This window comes from Lysobacter sp. Root690, from assembly GCF_001427785.1.
Classification (GTDB): domain Bacteria; phylum Pseudomonadota; class Gammaproteobacteria; order Xanthomonadales; family Xanthomonadaceae; genus Lysobacter.
The window spans coordinates 164,941-182,627 of sequence record NZ_LMHM01000014.1; the positions used below are offsets into that span (position 1 = coordinate 164,941).

18 protein-coding genes and 2 pseudogenes are annotated in these 17,687 nt (G+C 67.6%); 9 read left to right on the forward strand and 11 right to left on the reverse strand.

Annotated elements, in window-relative coordinates; translation table 11 throughout:
- The 3 genes and pseudogenes from ASD86_RS27970 to ASD86_RS16990 all read left to right on the forward strand — a co-directional run.
- Window positions 1-205: pseudogene (locus ASD86_RS27970) on the forward strand (hypothetical protein); the annotation flags it as partial.
- Between the two features lie 567 nt (window positions 206-772).
- On the forward strand, window positions 773-2,449 hold the full coding sequence (locus ASD86_RS16985) for a M20/M25/M40 family metallo-hydrolase (RefSeq protein ID WP_157476775.1): 1,677 nt from the start codon (window positions 773-775) through the stop codon (window positions 2,447-2,449).
- A 484-nt stretch (window positions 2,450-2,933) separates the two neighbouring features.
- Window positions 2,934-4,241 carry a M20/M25/M40 family metallo-hydrolase gene (locus ASD86_RS16990; RefSeq protein WP_056113176.1) on the forward strand — a complete coding sequence of 436 codons (1,308 nt, stop codon included), beginning with the start codon at window positions 2,934-2,936 and terminating at the stop codon, window positions 4,239-4,241.
- A gap of 64 nt (window positions 4,242-4,305) precedes the next feature.
- On the opposite strand, the gene ASD86_RS16995 is transcribed toward ASD86_RS16990, so the two are convergent.
- From ASD86_RS16995 to wrbA, 4 genes are all read right to left on the reverse strand, one after another.
- Window positions 4,306-4,974, reverse strand: coding sequence for a hypothetical protein (locus tag ASD86_RS16995; RefSeq protein ID WP_157476777.1), 669 nt, complete (start codon window positions 4,972-4,974; stop codon window positions 4,306-4,308).
- 229 nt (window positions 4,975-5,203) lie between these two features.
- Window positions 5,204-5,689 (reverse strand): asparaginase domain-containing protein, encoded by a 486-nt coding sequence (locus ASD86_RS17000; RefSeq protein ID WP_056113182.1) that lies wholly within the window; start codon window positions 5,687-5,689, stop codon window positions 5,204-5,206.
- A gap of 280 nt (window positions 5,690-5,969) precedes the next feature.
- Window positions 5,970-6,284, reverse strand: a complete 315-nt coding sequence (locus tag ASD86_RS17005; RefSeq protein WP_056113273.1) for a DUF2069 domain-containing protein — start codon at window positions 6,282-6,284, stop codon at window positions 5,970-5,972.
- Between the two features lie 65 nt (window positions 6,285-6,349).
- Window positions 6,350-6,943 (reverse strand): NAD(P)H:quinone oxidoreductase, encoded by a 594-nt coding sequence (gene wrbA, locus ASD86_RS17010; RefSeq protein ID WP_056113183.1) that lies wholly within the window; start codon window positions 6,941-6,943, stop codon window positions 6,350-6,352.
- 252 nt (window positions 6,944-7,195) lie between these two features.
- Here wrbA and ASD86_RS17015 point away from each other — a divergent pair, with 252 nt between their 5' ends.
- The 4 genes and pseudogenes from ASD86_RS17015 to ASD86_RS17030 all read left to right on the forward strand — a co-directional run bounded on the left by ASD86_RS17015 (window position 7,196) and on the right by ASD86_RS17030 (window position 10,695).
- Window positions 7,196-8,467 carry a YihY family inner membrane protein gene (locus ASD86_RS17015; RefSeq protein WP_056113186.1) on the forward strand — a complete coding sequence of 424 codons (1,272 nt, stop codon included), beginning with the start codon at window positions 7,196-7,198 and terminating at the stop codon, window positions 8,465-8,467.
- Window positions 8,467-9,048 (forward strand): annotated as a pseudogene (locus ASD86_RS17020) (TlpA disulfide reductase family protein); the annotation flags it as partial. The gene ASD86_RS17015 and the pseudogene ASD86_RS17020, both read left to right, overlap by 1 nt.
- Window positions 9,049-9,152: 104 nt before the next feature.
- Entirely contained in the window at window positions 9,153-9,422 is a 270-nt protein-coding gene (locus tag ASD86_RS17025; protein ID WP_056113189.1) for an acylphosphatase, read from the forward strand.
- A gap of 175 nt (window positions 9,423-9,597) precedes the next feature.
- The gene (locus ASD86_RS17030; RefSeq protein WP_056113193.1) at window positions 9,598-10,695 is read left to right on the forward strand and encodes a hypothetical protein; all 1,098 of its coding nucleotides are present in this window, start codon (window positions 9,598-9,600) and stop codon (window positions 10,693-10,695) included.
- A 199-nt stretch (window positions 10,696-10,894) separates the two neighbouring features.
- On the opposite strand, the gene ASD86_RS17035 is transcribed toward ASD86_RS17030, so the two are convergent.
- Window positions 10,895-11,701 carry a DUF2145 domain-containing protein gene (locus ASD86_RS17035; RefSeq protein WP_056113198.1) on the reverse strand — a complete coding sequence of 269 codons (807 nt, stop codon included), beginning with the start codon at window positions 11,699-11,701 and terminating at the stop codon, window positions 10,895-10,897.
- A 16-nt stretch (window positions 11,702-11,717) separates the two neighbouring features.
- Here ASD86_RS17035 and ASD86_RS27975 point away from each other — a divergent pair, with 16 nt between their 5' ends.
- Window positions 11,718-11,888 (forward strand): hypothetical protein, encoded by a 171-nt coding sequence (locus ASD86_RS27975; protein ID WP_235567788.1) that lies wholly within the window; start codon window positions 11,718-11,720, stop codon window positions 11,886-11,888.
- Here ASD86_RS27975 and ASD86_RS17040 read toward each other — a convergent pair.
- Window positions 11,878-12,249, reverse strand: coding sequence for a hypothetical protein (locus tag ASD86_RS17040; protein WP_157476779.1), 372 nt, complete (start codon window positions 12,247-12,249; stop codon window positions 11,878-11,880). The two genes, ASD86_RS27975 and ASD86_RS17040, sit on opposite strands and share 11 nt — an antisense overlap.
- 186 nt (window positions 12,250-12,435) lie before the next feature.
- Here ASD86_RS17040 and ASD86_RS17045 point away from each other — a divergent pair, with 186 nt between their 5' ends.
- Window positions 12,436-13,179, forward strand: coding sequence for a helix-turn-helix transcriptional regulator (locus ASD86_RS17045; RefSeq protein ID WP_056113203.1), 744 nt, complete (start codon window positions 12,436-12,438; stop codon window positions 13,177-13,179).
- A gap of 477 nt (window positions 13,180-13,656) precedes the next feature.
- Here ASD86_RS17045 and ppk2 read toward each other — a convergent pair whose 3' ends face one another.
- From ppk2 to ASD86_RS17070, 5 genes are all read right to left on the reverse strand, one after another.
- A complete protein-coding gene (gene ppk2, locus ASD86_RS17050; RefSeq protein WP_056113206.1) occupies window positions 13,657-14,430 on the reverse strand; it encodes a polyphosphate kinase 2 in 774 nt (257 codons plus the stop codon).
- Window positions 14,427-14,807 (reverse strand): helix-turn-helix transcriptional regulator, encoded by a 381-nt coding sequence (locus tag ASD86_RS17055; protein ID WP_056113277.1) that lies wholly within the window; start codon window positions 14,805-14,807, stop codon window positions 14,427-14,429. Before ASD86_RS17055 ends, ppk2 begins: the two co-directional genes overlap by 4 nt.
- 5 nt (window positions 14,808-14,812) lie before the next feature.
- Window positions 14,813-15,331, reverse strand: a complete 519-nt coding sequence (gene moaB, locus ASD86_RS17060; protein ID WP_056113210.1) for a molybdenum cofactor biosynthesis protein B — start codon at window positions 15,329-15,331, stop codon at window positions 14,813-14,815.
- A 75-nt stretch (window positions 15,332-15,406) separates the two neighbouring features.
- Window positions 15,407-17,131: a tetratricopeptide repeat protein gene (locus ASD86_RS17065; protein WP_056113213.1), complete on the reverse strand. Its 1,725-nt coding sequence runs from the start codon at window positions 17,129-17,131 to the stop codon at window positions 15,407-15,409.
- Between the two features lie 22 nt (window positions 17,132-17,153).
- Window positions 17,154-17,621, reverse strand: a complete 468-nt coding sequence (locus tag ASD86_RS17070; RefSeq protein WP_056113215.1) for a GNAT family N-acetyltransferase — start codon at window positions 17,619-17,621, stop codon at window positions 17,154-17,156.
- Between the last annotated feature and the right edge of the window lie 66 nt (window positions 17,622-17,687).

Sequence of the window (17,687 nt, forward strand, 5' to 3'; positions counted from 1 at the left end):
AACATGCTTCGCAGCGCTGCATGAACTGCGCGGCTTCAGGCTCAAAGCCAAGCCAAGCCAAGCCAAGCCGAAGCTAAAGCCAAAGCCAAAGCCAAAGCCAAAGCCAAAGCCAAAGTCGGAGTCGGAGTTGGAGTTGGATCCGAGGCCGGATCCGGAGCCGAAGTTGGAGCCGAAATCGAAGCGAAACGGCGCGATACGTATTTGAAGCCCAGCCCCGCCGAGCCAAAAGCCACCGATGCGTCAAAGCCGAATAAGCGGGCAGGGCAGTGCAAGCATCAGCCGAGCGAGCCCCGGTCGCGGCGGCCATCGATTCGCGAAAGCGACTTTTCTACATGCATCCATCGCAACAGCTCACTAAAAATGTGATGCGGTGGTTGCGTCGATCACCGCAATGCGGCGCGCGACGTGCTTCATGACGCCGCGTTGTTTCCTTCGGCGAAACCCTGAAAATTCCGCGGATTTCCCGCGCCTCGCTCCGGCCAGGACCATCCGCATCCGCACCGTAAGCGTTTACTGCGCGGTTGCATGACTGAGGTCACGAACGCGAATGTGCGCTCGAACCGATTGCGGCTTGTTCGCATGATGCATACCCGCTTAGGGTCGAAACCCGGGCGTATCGGAACCTTTCCCCCGCACGGTTCGGCGCCGCTTTCACGCGCAGCAAACCCCTCGCGACGACCGCGCCACGCGCGGCCGTCATCCCAGTCCATCCGCGTCCCCGTGCCGATGCCGAAACCATCGCGCCGGCGACGTCGAACCAGGAGCGCTTTCCGTGAATCAGCAACCTGCCACCGTGCCCGCTTCATCCTTGCGGACGATGTTCGTTCCGACCCTGCTCGCCCTCGCGCTCGCCGCCGCCACCGCGCCGGCGTTCGCGCAGGACCACGCGCACGATCACGTGCGTCCGGCCGATGCCACCGACGATCCGTTCAAGCCGGTCTACATCGTGACCTCGCGCGCCACCTTCGACGCCGGGGTCAAGACGCTGACGAACAACTCGCTCGGCCTGAGCAATCCGGCCGGCGCCAAGCTGGTGATTTCCGAACTGAAAACTCACCAACTGGTCGACATCGCCCGCCACGTCCACGAGAAGGAACAGCGCTGCGGCGGGTTCGTCGCGTTCGATTCGCGCGAAGAGGCCGAAACCTTCGTCAAGAACGATCGCAGCGTGCAGGCGATCAACGCCCAGTTCGCGACCTACACCATCGACAACCAGGCCACGGTGACGCCGTGGCTGAGCCAGGTCGCCGAAGCCAATATCCGCGGCACCATCAATCACCTGTCGACCTCGTACCCGAACCGTTATTACGCCTCGACCCACGGCCGCACCTCGGCGACCTGGATCAAGGACACCTGGCAGGGCCTGGCCAACGGCCGCAGCGACGTCACCGCCGAGCTGTACACCGGTTGCACCAACTGCTCGACCCAACCCTCGGCGATCCTGACCATCCAGGGCAGCGAACTGCCGAACGAAGTGGTCGTGCTCGGCGCGCATCTGGACTCGATCTCCAGCAGCGGCAGCGGCGATGCAATGAACGCGCCGGGCGCCGACGACGATGCCTCGGGCATCGCCACCTTGACCGAAGTGCTGCGCGTGGCCATGGCCAGTGGCTACAAGCCCAAGCGCACGATCAAGTTCATGGGCTACGCGGCCGAGGAAGTCGGCCTGCGCGGATCGAAGGCGATCGCCACCGATTTCCAGAACCGCGGCGTCAACGTGGTCGGCGTGCTGCAGCTGGACATGACCAACTACCGCGTCAGCGGCGCGCCGGCGGTGCGCCTGGTCAGCGACTACTCCAACTCCAGCCTGCAACAGTTCCTGCGTGAGCTGTACACCACCTATCTCGGCGGCACCGTCGGCAGCTACACCTGCGGTTATGGCTGCTCGGATCACGCGTCGTGGACCGCGGCGGGTTTTCCGGCGGCGATCTATTTCGAAGGCGGCACCGCCAACGGCGGCTACTCGCCGTACATCCACACGCCCAACGACACCCTGGCCAACATGAGCAACTCGGCGGCCAACAGCGTGCCGTTCGCGAAGCTCGGCCTGGCCTTCCTCGGTGAGCTCGGCAAGACCGCCGGCACCGGTCCCGGCCCGGGCCCCGGCGTGCAGACCTACACCAACGGCACCGACGTCGCGATCACCGACAACGCCACGGTCGAAAGCACGATCAACGTGTCGGGCCGCACCGGCAACGCGCCGACCAACGCCTCGGTGTCGGTCAACATCCTTCATACCTACAAGCAGGACATCAAGGTCGACCTGGTCGCACCGGACGGTTCGCTCTACAACATCCACAACCGCACCGGCGGCAGCGCCGACAACGTGACCGGCACCTTCACTTTCAATCTCTCCAGCGAAACTCTCAACGGCGCGTGGAAGCTGCGGGTCAACGACAACGCCAGCAACGACGTCGGCCGCATCGACACCTGGAGCATCACGTTCTGATCGACGGTGGCGAACCGATGCCGTCGCGCATCGGTTCGCCGCACGGCCGTAACGACCGAGACGTTTGCGACCCCGGCTTCGGCCGGGGTTTTTTTATGTCGAGCGCGGACGCTGATCGTCCGTTCGGCATGGCGATCGCTCGATGGAATGCGCGCCGACGGATGGACAGCGAATGCAAGGCAAGCCGATTCGGACTCGTCTGATTCGCCGATTTGCATGACGGCGATCACCCGCATGCGCATGCGACGAATGCATGGCGGGGGCCGAGAGCGACACGAGCTCCTCTAGCCTGGAATCGCGAGCATCGACGTCGCCCAGGGGCAGGCGATCGGTCGACGACGCAGCGTCGGGTCAGGGTCATGGATCAAAGACCAGTGATCACGGATCCGGCGAATACGGCGGTACCGCGCGCGGCATCGCGGCGGCATCGATCGCGCAATCCGCACTGCGTCGTGTGCGGCGCCCTCATTCAAGGAGCCTCACCGTGCAACGTTCGATCCTGTTATCCCTCTCGCTGCTCTCGTTGGCCGCGGTCGCGCCGGCGTTCGCGCAGTCCGACCGCGCCGGTCTCACCCGGATCACTCCGGCCAAGGTCGATCCCGCACCGGCCGCCGCGCAATCCGATCCGTTCAAGCCGGTGTACGTGGTGACCTCACGCCAGACCCACGACGCCGGCTTGAGCACGCTCGCGCGCAACGCCAGCGCCCGCGTCGCCCGCAGCGGCGCGGCCCTGGTCGTGTCCGAGTTGCAGACCCATCAGCTCACCGACCTGAGCCGCCACGTGCACGAAAAGGAACGCCGTTGCGGCGGCTATTTCGCCTTCGACAGCCGCGCCGAAGCCGAAGCCTTCGTGCGCAACGACCGCAGCGCGGAAGCGATGAACACCGCCTTCGCCAGCTATGCGATCGACAACCAGGCCACGGTCACGCCCTGGCTGGGCCAAGTCAGCGAAGCCAACATCCGCGCGACCATCCAGTCGCTGTCGGGCAACTGGCCGAACCGCCACGCCAGCACCAACCACGGCCGCAACGCGGCGACCTGGGTCCGCGACCGCTGGGCCGCGCTCGGCAACGGCCGCAGCGACGTCAGCACCGAACTGTTCAACTGCAGCGGCTGCGGTTCGCAACCGTCGGTGATCCTGACCATCCGCGGCAATGAACTGCCGAACGAAGTGGTGGTGCTCGGCGCGCACCTGGACACGATTTCCAACAGCGGCAGCGGCGAAAACATGCGCGCGCCCGGCGCCGACGACGACGCCTCCGGCATCGCCACCCTGACCGAGGTGCTGCGCATCGCCATGGCCAACGGCTACCGGCCCAAGCGCACGATCAAGCTGATGGGCTATGCGGCCGAGGAGATCGGCCTGCGCGGTTCCAAGGCGATCGCCGCGGATTTCAAGGCGCGCGGCGTCAACGTGGTCGGCGTGCTGCAACTGGACATGACCAACTACCGCACTAGCACCGCGCCGGACGTGCGGGTGATCAACGACTTCTCCAACGCCGGCCTGCAGCAGTTGCTGCGCGATCTGTTCGCGACCTACCTCGGCGGCAGCCTGCGGCTGGGCAGCTACACCTGCAACTACGGCTGTTCCGATCACGCCTCGTGGACCGCGGCGGGTTATCCGGCGGCGATGTATTTCGAAGGCGGCAACGCCAACGGCGGCTATTCGCCGTACATCCACACCGCCAACGACACCCTGGCCAGCGTCGGTCAGTCGGCGCAGGCGAGCGTGCCGTTCGCCAAGCTGGGGCTGGCGTTCCTGGGCGAGGTGGGCAAGACCGCCGGGCGCTGAGGGCGGGGCGGTGGCGACGATCCGGGCCGAGGGTCCGGATCGTCGCGGGATGCGGACCGCCGGATCAGCGGGTGCAGCTTTCGTCGGGTTCGATCGCGCCGCGCTTGCCGATGCGCCAGTTGGTGACGCTGCCGAGCGCGTCGGTCTCGAACACCAGTTGGGTGTCCTTGCCGTCCGGCGCCGACACCTGCAGGAACGCGGCGCCTTCGAAGCTCGGGTTGGGGATTTGCTTGACCTTGCCGGGGTAGGCCTTGTTGATCTCGTCGATGCTCATGCCTATGCGGCCGCCGCCGGGGGCGAGCGCCTTGGGATCGTAGACGTCGATGCCGGTCAGGCCGTCGGCGCCCATCAGAAAGCCGTACTGGTGGGTGATCGCGCCGCGCACCGGGTACAGCAGGTAGCACTTGGCGTCGGGGCGCTGGCCGTTGTTGTCCTTCATCTCGCCGCCCCAGGCGCCGCGCACGGCCGCTGCATCGGCGCCGAATTTGGCGCTGACCGCGCCGGCCTCGGTGCCGCCGTTGAAGCCGTCGTAGCCGATCGCGTCGTTGCGCAGCACCCGCGCGGGCGGTTCCAGCGGGTTGGAGGCGGCGTCGGCCGGAGCGGCCGCCGGCGCCTTGCCGGTGTCGGTCTGGGCCGTGGCGGCGGGCTGGGCGGGTTCGGCGGGTTTCTGGCAGGCCGCCAGCGCGAGCAGCGCCAACGCAGACACCGTCAGGGCCGGAACGATTCGACGCATGAAGATCACCGCAGCAGTGGACAAGCCGTCGATGCTAATCCATCGCGGGGCGCCGCAAGGGCTCAATCCACACCCGATGTGGACCCAAATGCGCGACGGTGTTGGCGAACCGCGAGACGCAGGTGGAGCTTGCGATGTGATGCGCGGACGGGTTTGCCGATATGGGCCGAACCCGGGGCAGTCCCGGTCCAGGTTTGGCCCGCGCCGCGCGATCACACCGCAGCGCGGTTCACAGCGCTTCGAAACGGTTGGCTTCGACGTTCTTGCGGACCTTGGCCGGGTCCCAGATCCGCCCGTTCATGGCGATGTAGACGCCGGCCGGCAGCGACTGCACCGCGCCGACCGCGGTGCCGATATTGAACTCGGCGTCCGAGCCGCGGAACCGCGCCGGGTTCAGCGCGCCGGTCAGGACGATGGTCTTGCCGGGGATGGTGGCGAGCACCTTGGCGGTCTCGACCATGCTGTCGGTGCCGTGGGTGACCAGCACGTGCCGCGCGTCCTGGGCGGCGATCGCGGCGCGGATCAGCTCGCGGTCGGCGCTGGTGATGTGCAGCGAATCCTTGCGGATGATCGGAATCACGCTGTAGCGGAAGGCCACGCCGAGCTCGTCGAGAATGCGGCCGATCTGCGGTTCGCCGATCTGGTAGTCCGACTTGTCGTCGAAGTAGATCTTGTCGATCGTGCCGCCGGTGGTGACGATGCAGAGCTGGTCCATCGTGGAGGATTCGCGAGGTCGGGGAGACGGCGATTATAGGTCCAGCCGCGCGTGGGCGTTTGCGCAGGCGCGGCGGCGACATCGCGAGATCCGTACCGATAGGTCCGGACGCGACTGCAGGAGCGGCGTCCGCCTGGATGTCTTTCGCTCACGAGCCGCGACCGCGAACCCTCGTTCTCGCGAAGAACCTCTTCGGGATGTACCGGCTCGGCTGCTTGCGCGAATGCGCCGGTGGGGTGGCTTGCGAGGGCCGTTGCCACGCCGCTTGCGCCCCTGAAGATCAGGGTTTCTTGGAGAACCGCGCCTTCACTCCGGCCAGATTGGCCGCGAAGATCACCGCCAGCGCCAGCGCCACTTCGATCAAGGCGTAGCCGCGCTCGGCCGGCGACGACCAGGCCAGCATCACTCCGTGGCAGAACCAGCCCAGCGCCAGCACGCCGGCCCAGTACCCGGCCAGACGGCTGCGCATCGCGACGCCGATCGCGAGCAGCGTCGGCGGCAGCACGAACACCAGCAGGCCGGCGGCCAGATGCTCGCGTGGCAGCAGGTACCACAGCGAAAACAGCGCGGCCAGGGCGATCAGCGAACCCAGCAGGGTCCAGTGCGCGCCGGCCGATGCCTGCGCGGGCGGCGCGGTATCCCGCGGATCGCGCGGCGCGTTCAACGGCTCACCTTGGCGACCAGCTCGGCGACCCGGCGGCCGAGCGCGCGGGCGAGGATCGCCTCGTCCTCGCTGGGCTGCGGGTCGTCCTGGGCGCCGGCGACGTGGCTGGCGCCGTAGGGCGTGCCGCCGCCGCGGGTGTGGCTGAGCGCGGGCTCGGTGTAGGGAATGCCGACGATCACGCAGCCGTGGTGCAGCAGCGGCACCATCATCGTCAGCAGGGTCGATTCCTGGCCGCCGTGCTGGGTCGCGGTCGAGGTGAACACCGCCGCCGGCTTGCCGACCAGGGTGCCGCTGGCCCATTCGGCGCCGAGCCCGTCCAGCCAGTGCTTGACCGGCGCGGCCATGTTGCCGAAGCGGGTCGGGCTGCCGAGCACCAGGCCGGCGCATTCGACCAGATCGCGCGCGTCCACGTACGGGGCGCCGTCCTCGGGCACCGGCGGCGCGGCGGTCTGGGTGACCGCGGCCACCGGCGGCACGCTGCGCACGCGCGCGCTGACGCCGTCGACCTCGCCGATCCCGCGCGCGATCTGTCGCGCGAGCCGAGCCACCGATCCGCCGCGGCTGTAGTAGAGCACCAGTACTTCGGTCATCGAATTCTCCTTTGCGGGGGAAAGGATAGAGGAATGCGTCGAGGTGGCGTGCGGGCCCTCACCCCAACCCCTCTCCCGCAAGCGGGAGAGGGGCTTCGAATACGCAGTGGCTTTGCAGGCGCGGCGGCTTTGTTCCCTTCTCCCGCAAGCGGGAGAAGGTGGCCCGCAGGGCCGGATGAGGGCACACGGTCCGATTCGACTCGAACCATCACTGCATGCCACCCCCACACCCCATCGGTTACCCTGCGGCGGATGGAACCTTTGGACTCGATCTACCGCTGGGCCGACCGCGTGCGCGACCGCGCGCGCATGAGCACGTTCTTCCGCTTCCTGGCGAAGCGCTTCCTCGACGACAACCTGTTCCAGGCCGCCGGCGCGCTGTCGTACACGACCGTGTTCGCGCTGGTGCCGCTGTCGATGGTGGTGTTCGGCGTGCTCTCGGCGTTCCCGATGTTCGGCGAATGGAGCGACCGCCTCAGCGACTACATCTTCTCCAACTTCGTGCCGTCGGCGGCGCGCTCGGTGGAGAGCTACCTCAAGCAGTTCTCGGCCAACGCCGGCCAGCTCACCACCGCCGGCGTGATCGCGCTGGTGGTGTCGCTGCTGATCACTCTCAACGGCGTGGAAGCCGCGTTCAACCGGATCTGGCGGGTGCCGTCGGCGCGGCCGCGGCTGGGCCGGTTCCTGGTCTACTGGACCGTGCTGACCCTCGGCGCGCTGATCGCCGCGGCCAGCCTGGCGATCTCGGCGCGCTTTTTCGCCATGGAAGTGTTCGCCACCGAACCGGGCCGCTGGCTGGAGGGCCTGCTGCTGCGCGCCGCGCCGATGGGCCTGGAATGGCTGGCGTTCGCGGCGATCTTCAAGGTCGTGCCGCATCGCACGATCAAGTGGCGGCATGCCGTGGCCGGCGCGTTCCTGGCGATGGTGCTGTTCGAATTGATCAAGGGCGGCATCGGTTTCTACCTGGGCAGCTTCGGCTCGTATTCGAAGATCTACGGCACCTTGGCGTTTGTGCCGATCTTCCTGCTGTGGATTTATCTCAGCTGGGTCGCGGTGCTGCTGGGCGCGTCGTTGGCCTCGTCGATCGCCGCGTTCCGCTATCAGCCCGCGTCGATGCGGCTGCCGCTGGGCTTCGAGATGTACGGCCTGCTGCGCCTGCTCGCGCGCTTCAACGAGGCGCGCAAGGACGGCCGCGGCCTGCACGTCGACGAGATCCAGCAGCGCGAACCGATGCTGACCGACGCCCTGGTGCAGCAGATGCTCGAACAGCTCGGCCAGATCAACGTGGTGCGCCGCGCCGAAAGCGGCGAGTGGCTGCTGGCGCGCGATCTCGACGATTTGTCGCTGGGCGAACTGTACGAGGCCTGCAACCTGCGCATTCCGATCGCCGAGGCGATGTTGCCGTGCCGCGACGACCTGCTCGGTCAATCCGCGGTGGCGGCGATGGACGAACTGCGCGTGCCGTTGCGCGCGCTCATGAAACGACGCGTGTCCAGCATTCACGCCGAAGAGGAACGATCCTGATGTCCAGCCTCACCCGTGCCACCCCCCGTCGCAGTCTGCCGCTGCTCGCCGTGGCGATCGCCGCGGTCTTGCTTGCCGCTTGCCAGAAACCCGCCGAACCCAACGCGGCCAAGGCTGCTGAGGCCAAGCCCATCGCGACCGCGCCGGCTGCTGCGCCTTCGGCCGACAAACCAGCGACCGATAAGCCGGCAACCGACACGCCCGAGTTGCGCATCGCGACCATCGACGGCAAGACCTACGACCTGGCCGAACACCGCGGCCGCTGGGTGGTGGTGAATTTCTGGGCGACCTGGTGCGCGCCGTGCATCAAGGAAATGCCCGAGCTGTCCGCGCTGGACACGATGCGCGAACACATCGAAGTCGTCGGCCTGGCCTACGAGGAAATCGAACTGCCCGACATGCAGGCGTTCCTGAAAGAGCATCCGGTCTCGTACCCGATCGCGATCCTCGACGTGACCGCGCCGCCGGCCGCGTTCGACACTCCGCGCGGTTTGCCGATGACGTATCTGATCGGCCCCGACGGCAAGGTCGCCGACAAATTCCTCGGCCCGGTCGATGCGAAGAAGATCGAGGAGGCGATCGCCAAGGCCGGTGGGCCGAAACCACTCGAAGCCGAGTCCTCCGAGACGAAGCCTGCAGCGGCAAAGTCCGCAGAAGCAAAGCCTGCGCAAGCCACGCCCACGGCATGAGCGCTGCGCGCTTCTTCGTAGCCGGCAAGGTCCAGGGCGTGTGGTTCCGCGCCTCCACCCGCGAGCAGGCTCTGTCGCTGCAACTGCGCGGCTACGCCAACAACCTGCGCGACGGCCGGGTCGAAGTCCTGGCCGTCGGCGAGGAGGCCGCGATCGAACGATTGGCGCAGTGGCTGGCGCACGGCCCGCCGATGGCGCGGGTCGATGCATTGCTGCGCGAGTCGGCGAGCGAGAACGAAGCCGGCGACGGTTTCGTCTGCGGCTGAGCGCGGCGCGATTCGATCCGGCTCGGTCCTTGTGTTCGGCCCGTCTGTATCGAACGCAACCCGATAACGGCGACGGCGACGCTGCTAGGGTCGCTACCAGGGTGGGCACGCCCTAGCTAGGCAGCGCGACGCGGCAACGCTTGAATGGTGGCAGCGAATCGCAAGGAGAGCCCCCATGTTGCCGCCCCTCGACCGGTCCTATCCGAGCCAGCTCGACACCTGCAAACCGCCCGTGCCGCCGGCCGATCCGCGCGCGCCGGACCTGCGTCCGGTCAACGCCGACTACGGCCCCAATCAATTCGAAATCGGCGTCAAAGGGCCCGACCCCGCGCTCGCCGTCGGCGGCAGCCACAATCAGCAGGAGCAGCAGCGCGACTACATGCTCGCGCTGGCCACGCGCGGCTTCGCCAGTTATCTGACCGGCCACACGCCGGGCACGCCGCGTTATCCCAGCGACGGCGACGTGCGCAACATCCTCGCCGACCTCAACACCAACCCGCCGATCGGCGAGGTCGGCGTCGACGTCACCCGCGCGGTCTACCAAAGCAATATTCCCAACGCGACCGCGCAAGAGGCGTATCAGCATTTCGTCGACAACCCCGAGCAGGTGTTCGGCGCCGGCGGCATGGAAATCCGCCCGCCGGCCGGCCGCCTGGAGGACGGCGGCCGCTACATGCTGGAAACCGGCGGCCCGCCGCCGACTTGGCTGCCGGTCGAGATCCGCCTGGATCCGGGCGCCAACGCGATCACCATCAACACCCTCGACGGCCATGTCCTGCGCGGCACCCAGACCTTCACCTTCACCGACGACTGCAATGGCGGCGCGGTGCTCAGTCAGGATGCGATCTTCCAGGGCAGCACCCAGATGGTCGGCGACATCCAGCAACTCGCGTCGGTGTCCGGCGGCCAGCACAACGCCTGGGAGAACGCGCACCGCGAGATCTACGGCCAGTTCAACGGCGACCAGGATTACACCGGCATCGGCACCTCGGCGGTCAGCCCGGACCTGATCAAGGGCTGGGGCGAAATGCTCAAGACCATCGCCGCCGACCCGGGCAATTTCGTCGACGTGCTGGTCGACAGCGGCGGCGAACTGGCCAACGAAACCATCGACCATTGGGGCGGCTGGGCCGGCGATTTCCTCGACTGGACCGGCATCCCCGGCGGCGGCGTGGTCCGCGACGTCACCGACACGATCGGCGACGGCGTCAGCACCGTCGCCGACGTGGGCGGCGATCTGATCGAGCTGGGATTGAAGGCCAAGTTCTGGTGACGCAGCGATGCGATGCCGCCGTGTCCGTAAGGCGTGGCGGCATCGCGCGAACGACGCCATCGAGTTTCGATGGCCGATAAGCGTGCGTGCGTTGCTTGAACATCCAGCGCGACGTTGCGCGATCTTCGTAGTATCCGACGACACGCGGCGCATCGCGCCGCCGATGACGTCGCCATTCCAGCCGGCCGCCGGCCGCTCGCTACAACGCGCCCAACCGTGTCATCACTTGACCGTTGCGCCATTCGCGCTGCGCGTCGACATGGCCGCTGCGCTCGAGGTATTCGATGATCGAGCGCACCGTCACCACCGGATAATCGCCGGCCAGACGGGTGCCGATCGGATGATCGGTGAAGGCGACATTGGCGCTGAACAAGCCGCCGAGCACGCGCTTGGAATAGGGGATGTGGATGCGATCGGGACGGAAACCGTCGTGTTCGGCCGCGCGGTAGGCCTCGCGCCGGTTGTTGCTCAGCCGATTCTGATCGGCCGGTTCGAGCAGGCTGGCGGCGAGCGTTTCCACCACCCAGGCGGTGGAGTTCTGATAGTCGGCGCTGCCGGGCCGCGCGATCAGGTTGTAATGCGGTTGATGCAGCGCGCCGCGCGGCAATGCGCGCAGGTACTCGGCCAGCCGCTGCGCTTGTTCGGGGCGCAGCCAGACGATACGCGCGTCCTGGTTGACCAGATCGTCGGCGAAGAAATTCACCAATCCTTGCGTGTACAGATTGGAACGGTCGCTGCCGCATTCGTTGAGCAGATGCACCGCAGTCCAGCGCCCGGCCGGATGATCGCGCACGACGAAACCGACATGGCTGTAGACCAGCCCTTGCGCGGACAGGTCGGTGCCCACGCGCGCCACCAGCGCGGCCGGCGCGTCGCGTTGCTCGAGCGCGGCGGCGACGGTCAATGCGGTCTGCGCGGCCGCGGCGGCGCTTTGCGGGCTGATCGTGGCGTTCTCGCAGCGAGTGCCCGCACGTCCTTGTGCGGGCAACAGCCCCGATACCACCACTGCCACTCCCAGCGTGATGGCCAGCCTCCTGCCGGCCGCCGGCATCCTGCCAGCCACGAAGGTTCGAACTAGGAACGAGAACAGGTTCTTGCAGATGGCGCTCATGGAAGCCGCGCTCATCGAGGTCGCGCTCATGGAGGTCGCGCTGATTGAAGCCGCGCCCATGCGAAGCGAATTCATGCGCTGACCCGCGCGCTGTGGATCAGCGCGCGCGCGGCGGCGTCGGGAACGAAACAGATCGCATGGCCGGCGGCGTCGCTGATCAACCAACCGGCGACCACCGCCGACACCACCACCGAGGCGCCGACCGCGAGGCCCAGGTCCTTGGCCGCCTTGGCCGACAACATCACCACGAACGAGGCGCCCGCGCCGGCCGCGGACACCGTCACCGCGACCCCCTGCGCACTGGCGGCGACGCCGGTGACCGAAAACTTGGCGCCCTGCGACAAGGCATGCGCCGCCGCCGCCGGCACTTCGACGGAGGCGTTGAGGCTGGCTTCGGACTGGCGGCTGACCGCGTCCGATTGCCCCGCCGCCCTTGCCGGCATCCCTGCCAGCAAGCCTGCGACGGCCAAACCCATCAGAACCCGGGGGAGCATGCGTTCGGCAATCCGTGGCATTCGAGCAACCTGGTCCTGGTGTGGAGCCAACCCTCGGCGCGGCCCGCGGCGATTGCAACAATCATCGACAAAGTGGCTCGGACTGGACTGCCCGGTAGCGTATTGTGATACCCCATGGCCCTCTCTCTAGAACTCGTCGACGCCCTCAAGCGCTTTCTGCGCGCCCAGGACCTGACCTATCGCGATCTCGCCGTGCGGTTGAAGCTCAGCGAGGCGGCGGTCAAACGCATGTTCTCGCGTCGGGCGATGAGCCTGCAGCGGCTGGAGGAGGTGTGCGAGGTGCTCGACATCGGCCTGGCCGAGCTCAGCGCCGAGTCCGCGCGCGGACGCGCGCCGATGGCCGCGCTCAGCGAGGCGCAGGAGCAGGCGCTGGTCGACGAACCGGCGCTGCTGCTGGCCTTGTTCCTGACCTTGAACCGCTGGAAGCAGGCCGACGTCCAGGCCCACTTCAATTTCGACAACGCGCAGTGGACCGCGCTGCTGGTGCGGCTGGACCGGCTCGGGATCATCGAACTGATGCCCGGCAACCGCGGCCGGCCGCTGACCGCGCGCAATTTCCGCTGGCGCGCCGACGGGCCGATGGAACGCTATTTCCGCCATCGCCTGCTCGGCGATTTCTTCGCCGATCCATTCGACGGCGAGCAGGACGTGCTGCTGTTGCTCAGCGGCGCGCTGAGCACCGCCGGCATCCGTCAGCTCAAGCAGCGGCTGGGCGAGGTCGCGCGCGAGTTCGACGCGCTGTTGGCGCGCGATGCCTCGCTGAGCGCGCAGGAGCGGGTCGGAGTGAGTCTGGTGCTGGCGCAGAAGCCGTGGCTGCTGCAGTTGTTCCAGCCGTATCGGCGGTCGCAGGATGGGTAAGCGTTAGATGTGTGTGGGCGTCGGATGCCGAACATCCATCAGTCAGTGATCCATCAGACCGTCACGCCTCAGTCCGTCATCCACCAGACCGTCATCGCGCAGACCGTCATCCCTCAGACCGTCATCCCCGCGAAGGCGGGGATCCAGAGACTTCAGCGTCATGCGAAGGGTCTTGCCGGAAATAGCTGCGCTTTAGTCAGACGTCATTCTCACGCGTTTACTTCCACTCACCGAACATCGAGAGCTTTATCGCGACATGGCGCTGAAGTCTCTGGATCCCCGCCTTCGCGGGGATGACGAGCAATAGCGGATCGCGTGTCGGTCTAGGCTGTAAACCTCGAACCTCGAACCTCGAACCTCGAACCTCGAACCTCGAGTCTTAATACGATTCCCGATTCCCGATTCCCGATTCCCGATACCCGATACCCGATTCCCAAATCCCAAATCCCAAATCCCAAATCCCGAACCAAAAACAGCCTACTTCCCACGCCCAATAGGCTTGAGCACCCCGTACTTCTCCTTCGACGGCTTGCCCTTCAGCGGCGGAAACTCAAGCTCGGTCTCCGGCAGCTTCGTTTCCGGCAGCCGCGACAGCAGATCGCGGATCAGGCTCAGCCGGCCCTGGCGCTGATCGTTGAAATCCACCAGCGTCCACGGCGCGTGCTTGCTGTGGGTGGCTTCGAGCATGACCTCGCGCGCCTTGGTGTAGTCGTCGTAATGCTTGCGCGCTTCCAGGTCGATCGGCGACAGCTTCCAGCGCTTGAGCGGGTCCTCCAGCCGTTCGGCGAAGCGCTCCTCCTGCTCTTTCTGGTCGCAGCACAGCCAGTACTTGAACAGCACGATGCCGTCGTCGGTCAGCAGCTTTTCGAACACCGGCGCCTGCTTGAGGAAGGCCTTGACCTGCTCGGGCTTGGCGAAGCCCATGACGCTTTCGACGCCGGCGCGGTTGTACCAGCTGCGATCGAACAAGGCGATCTCGCCGGCCGCGGGCAGGTGCGGCACGTAGCGCTGGAAATACCACTGGCCGCTTTCGCGTTCGCTGGGCTTGGACAGCGCGACGACGTGGCATTGGCGCGGGTTGAGGTGTTCGGACAGGGCGCTGATCGCGCCGCCCTTGCCGGCGGTGTCGCGGCCTTCCAGCAGCACCACCACGCGCTTGCCGTGGTGCTGCACCCAGCGCGCCATCGCCGTCAGGTCCAGTTGCAGCGCTTCGAGCTGCGCCTCGTAGTCCTTGCGCTTGAGTCCGCTCATCGTCTGGCCTTTTTCGATCCGCTGGATTTCGCCGCGGGCTTGCCGGCCGCGCCGCGCTTGGTGCCGGCCATCGCGGTCGCCACTTCGAGCAGCGCGCCCTGTTGCTTGGTGCTCAGCGCGCGATACGCCGCGAGCAGGTCGTGTTCGCCCTGGGTGCGGGCCGGATCCAGGGTGCTGGCCAGATCGGCGAGCAGGGCGCCGGCGGGTACGCCGAACGCGCGCGCGAGCGCATCGACCTGATCGCGGCCGGGCAGCTTGTCGCCGCGCAGCCAGGCGCTGACGGTGGCCGCGCCGGCGCGCGGGATCGCGGTGGCCAGGTCGGTGACGCTCAGGCCGCTGGCCTTGGTCAACAAACGCAGGGTGGTATCGAGCGACATGCCGATCACTCCTTGAGGCGGGGACGCAATGTGGCGAGGTTGCACGGCCGGGTGCGCGCGTCGAGCTGCGCGCTGACGATCTTTTCCCAGGCGGTGCGGCAGGCCGAGGTCGACCCCGGCAGGCAGAACAAAAAGGTCGCGTTGGCCAATCCGGCGAAGGCGCGCGATTGCAGGGTCGAGGTGCCGATCTCCTCATAGCTGATCGCGCGGAACAGTTCGCCGAAGCCCGGCATTTCCTTGTCCAGCAGCGGCAGCAGCGCCTCGGGCGTGGAATCGCGGCCGGTGAAGCCGGTGCCGCCGGTGACCAGGATGCCGTCGACGCCGTCGTCGGCGATCCATTGCGACACCGCCGCGCGCAGCTTGTAGCGATCGTCGGGCAGCAGCTTGCGTTCGACCAGGCGATGGCCGGCATCGGTCAGCGACTGGATCAGGTAATCGCCGGAACTGTCTTCGGCCAGGCTGCGGCTGTCGGACACGGTCAGCACGCACAGGTTCAGGGGGATGAAATCGCGTTCTGCGGTCATGGATGCAGCCTAGCGCAAATGATGGCGGGGGACGTTAGAGGCATGTGCGGGAATGGTTTGCATCCAGGACCAGCGCTAACGCGCCGGCCCCTGCAGAACGGTGGGCGCCTCGCCCTTGCGCTGCCGCCGCGCCATGGCGATCGTCATCGCGGCGAAATCGACCGCGAACCCGTCCATGTCGAACAGGCCGCTGTCGCGGCGACGCTCGGCCAATTGCTTGCGCACATCGGCCAGCGCTTCGCGGTCGTTGCCCAGGGCGATCGCGCGGGCGACGAAGGCATCGTCGTCGGCCATGTTCATCGAATCCATGCCCAGATGATGATTGAGGCTGCCGGCCACGCGCGCGGCGAAGGTCGCGCCGGGTCGGGTCAGCACCGGGCAGCCGGCCCACAACGCGTCGGACGCGGTGGTGTGGGCGTTGTAGGGGTTGGTGTCGAGAAACAGATCGGCATGGCGCAATCGCGCCAGGTAGTCGGCATGCGGCTGTTTGCGCATGAACACCAGCCGCTCCGGCGCTAGCCCTTGTTGCACGGCGAATTCGCGCAGGCGCTGGTCGGCGCGGCCGGGTCCGGACATCAGCCACAGCACGCTGCCGGGCACGCCGCGCAGCACCGCCAGCGCGCGCGCCATGCTGTGCGGGTTGAGTTTGTAGCTGTTGTTGAAACAGCAGAACACCACCGCATCCTCGGGCAGACCGCAGTCGCCGCGTGGCGGCGGCAGCGGCAGTTCGCGGCGGGTGTCGGAGGGTTGGAAACAGCGCGGCAGCCAGGCCACGGTTTCGCTGAAATCGGCGGCCAGCGCCTCGGGCAGCACATAACGATCGGCGAGCACGTAATCGATCCACGGCGCGCCCGAGGTGCCCGGGTAGGCGAGCCAGTTGACCTGCACCGGCGCCGGCCGCATCGCCAGCACTTCCGGCGCGCCGCCGCCGCCCCAGCCGCGCAGGTCGAACAGCACGTCGATGCCGGCGCGGCGGATGGTGGCGGCCACCTGATCGTGCGGTTGCCGGCTGACGTCGTGCATCACCGCGACCGCTTCGTGCAGGCGGCGCCGGATCGGGCTGTCATCGTCGCCGTTGAGCGCGAACAACTGCACGTCGAGACCGCCGCGTTTGCGCAGCGCTTCGAACAAAGCCACGGTCAGCAGGCCGGTGGGATGCGCGCCGAAGCCGTTGGACAGGAAACCGGCGCGTATCGGCGCGGCCGGGTCCTTGGCCGGCGCCGGCGGCAGCGGCCGCACCACGCCCGCGATCTGCGCCGCGCGCAGGCCGGCGCAGCGGCGCTGTTCGGCGGCGCTGGTGTCTTCGCTGAGAAACGCGAACGGTTCGACCGAGGCCTCGCTATGCGCGACCGCGTCGCGCACCTGACGGGCGAGCGCGTCCAGATCGGACCAATCGCACAGGCGCCGGCGCCAGGCGAGCAGGTAGGCCGCGAACTGCGCATGCCGCGGCGCCAGCGCGTGCGCGTGCGCATACGCGGCCAGCGCGCCTTCGCCGTCGCCGATGTCCTCCAGCGCATGCGCCAACCACACCGCGATGCCCGGGTGCTGCGGCGCGCTGCGCGCGGCCGCGCGCAGGCTGGTGACCGCTTGTTCGCGCTGGCCCAGCATCCATTGCGCGCGGCCCAGCCGCGCCAGCGCTTCGGGATGGCCCGGACGCAGGCTCAGCGCGCGCCGCGCCGAGGCTTCGCCGCTGCGCGCGTCACCGGCGTCGAGTTCGTAATCGGCCAGGCTGACCCAGCCCATGGCGTCGCCAGGATTGACTTGCAGCGCCCGGCGCAGGTTGGTGCGTGGATCGTTCATGCGATGCGGATCCGACCCGGGTTCACGCCGACGCGACCGGCTGCAGCGGCAGATGGTAGCGCTGGGTACCGTCGAACCGTTGCCAGCCCGCGGCGTCGTACAACGCCTGCGCGCCGAGGTTGTCGTGGTTGGTTTCCAGTTCCAGTCGCGCCGCGCCGTCGGCGCGCGCGAACGTCGCCGCCGCGTCCAGCAGCGCCTGGGCGACGCCGCGGCGGCGCGCATGCGCTTCGACGAACAGATCGTTGAGTACCCACACCCGCGCCGCGCGTACCGAGGAGAACATCGGATACAACTGGGTGAAGCCGGCGCCGTCGTCGCCGTCCAGCGCGGCCAGCAGCAGCACCGAGTCGCCGCGGCTCAGGCGTTCGCCGAGGAACGAGCGCGATACCGCTTCGTCGAAACGCTGGGTGTAGAAATGCCGGTAACGGTCGAACAGCGGTGCGAGCAGGTCGAGGTCGTCGAGACCGGCGCGGCGGACAGTGAGGCTCATGAAGAAGTCGGTCCGGCGGGAGATGGCCGATTATGGCCGCTGGGGCCGCGTAACGTCATGACCCGG

What these genes read in the sequence shown, in the direction of transcription:
- ASD86_RS16995 (WP_157476777.1), bottom strand. Translation starts at nt 4,974, where the DNA reads ATGCGTCGAATCGTTCCGGCCCTGACGGTGTCTGCGTTGGCGCTGCTC.
- ASD86_RS17000 (WP_056113182.1), bottom strand. Translation starts at nt 5,689, where the DNA reads ATGGACCAGCTCTGCATCGTCACCACCGGCGGCACGATCGACAAGATC.
- wrbA (WP_056113183.1), bottom strand. Translation starts at nt 6,943, where the DNA reads ATGACCGAAGTACTGGTGCTCTACTACAGCCGCGGCGGATCGGTGGCT.
- ASD86_RS17015 (WP_056113186.1), top strand. Translation starts at nt 7,196, where the DNA reads ATGGAACCTTTGGACTCGATCTACCGCTGGGCCGACCGCGTGCGCGAC.
- ASD86_RS17025 (WP_056113189.1), top strand. Translation starts at nt 9,153, where the DNA reads ATGAGCGCTGCGCGCTTCTTCGTAGCCGGCAAGGTCCAGGGCGTGTGG.
- ASD86_RS17030 (WP_056113193.1), top strand. Translation starts at nt 9,598, where the DNA reads ATGTTGCCGCCCCTCGACCGGTCCTATCCGAGCCAGCTCGACACCTGC.
- ASD86_RS27975 (WP_235567788.1), top strand. Translation starts at nt 11,718, where the DNA reads ATGGCCAGCCTCCTGCCGGCCGCCGGCATCCTGCCAGCCACGAAGGTT.
- ASD86_RS17040 (WP_157476779.1), bottom strand. Translation starts at nt 12,249, where the DNA reads ATGCCGGCAAGGGCGGCGGGGCAATCGGACGCGGTCAGCCGCCAGTCC.
- ASD86_RS17045 (WP_056113203.1), top strand. Translation starts at nt 12,436, where the DNA reads ATGGCCCTCTCTCTAGAACTCGTCGACGCCCTCAAGCGCTTTCTGCGC.
- ppk2 (WP_056113206.1), bottom strand. Translation starts at nt 14,430, where the DNA reads ATGAGCGGACTCAAGCGCAAGGACTACGAGGCGCAGCTCGAAGCGCTG.
- ASD86_RS17055 (WP_056113277.1), bottom strand. Translation starts at nt 14,807, where the DNA reads ATGTCGCTCGATACCACCCTGCGTTTGTTGACCAAGGCCAGCGGCCTG.
- moaB (WP_056113210.1), bottom strand. Translation starts at nt 15,331, where the DNA reads ATGACCGCAGAACGCGATTTCATCCCCCTGAACCTGTGCGTGCTGACC.
- ASD86_RS17065 (WP_056113213.1), bottom strand. Translation starts at nt 17,131, where the DNA reads ATGAACGATCCACGCACCAACCTGCGCCGGGCGCTGCAAGTCAATCCT.
- ASD86_RS17070 (WP_056113215.1), bottom strand. Translation starts at nt 17,621, where the DNA reads ATGAGCCTCACTGTCCGCCGCGCCGGTCTCGACGACCTCGACCTGCTC.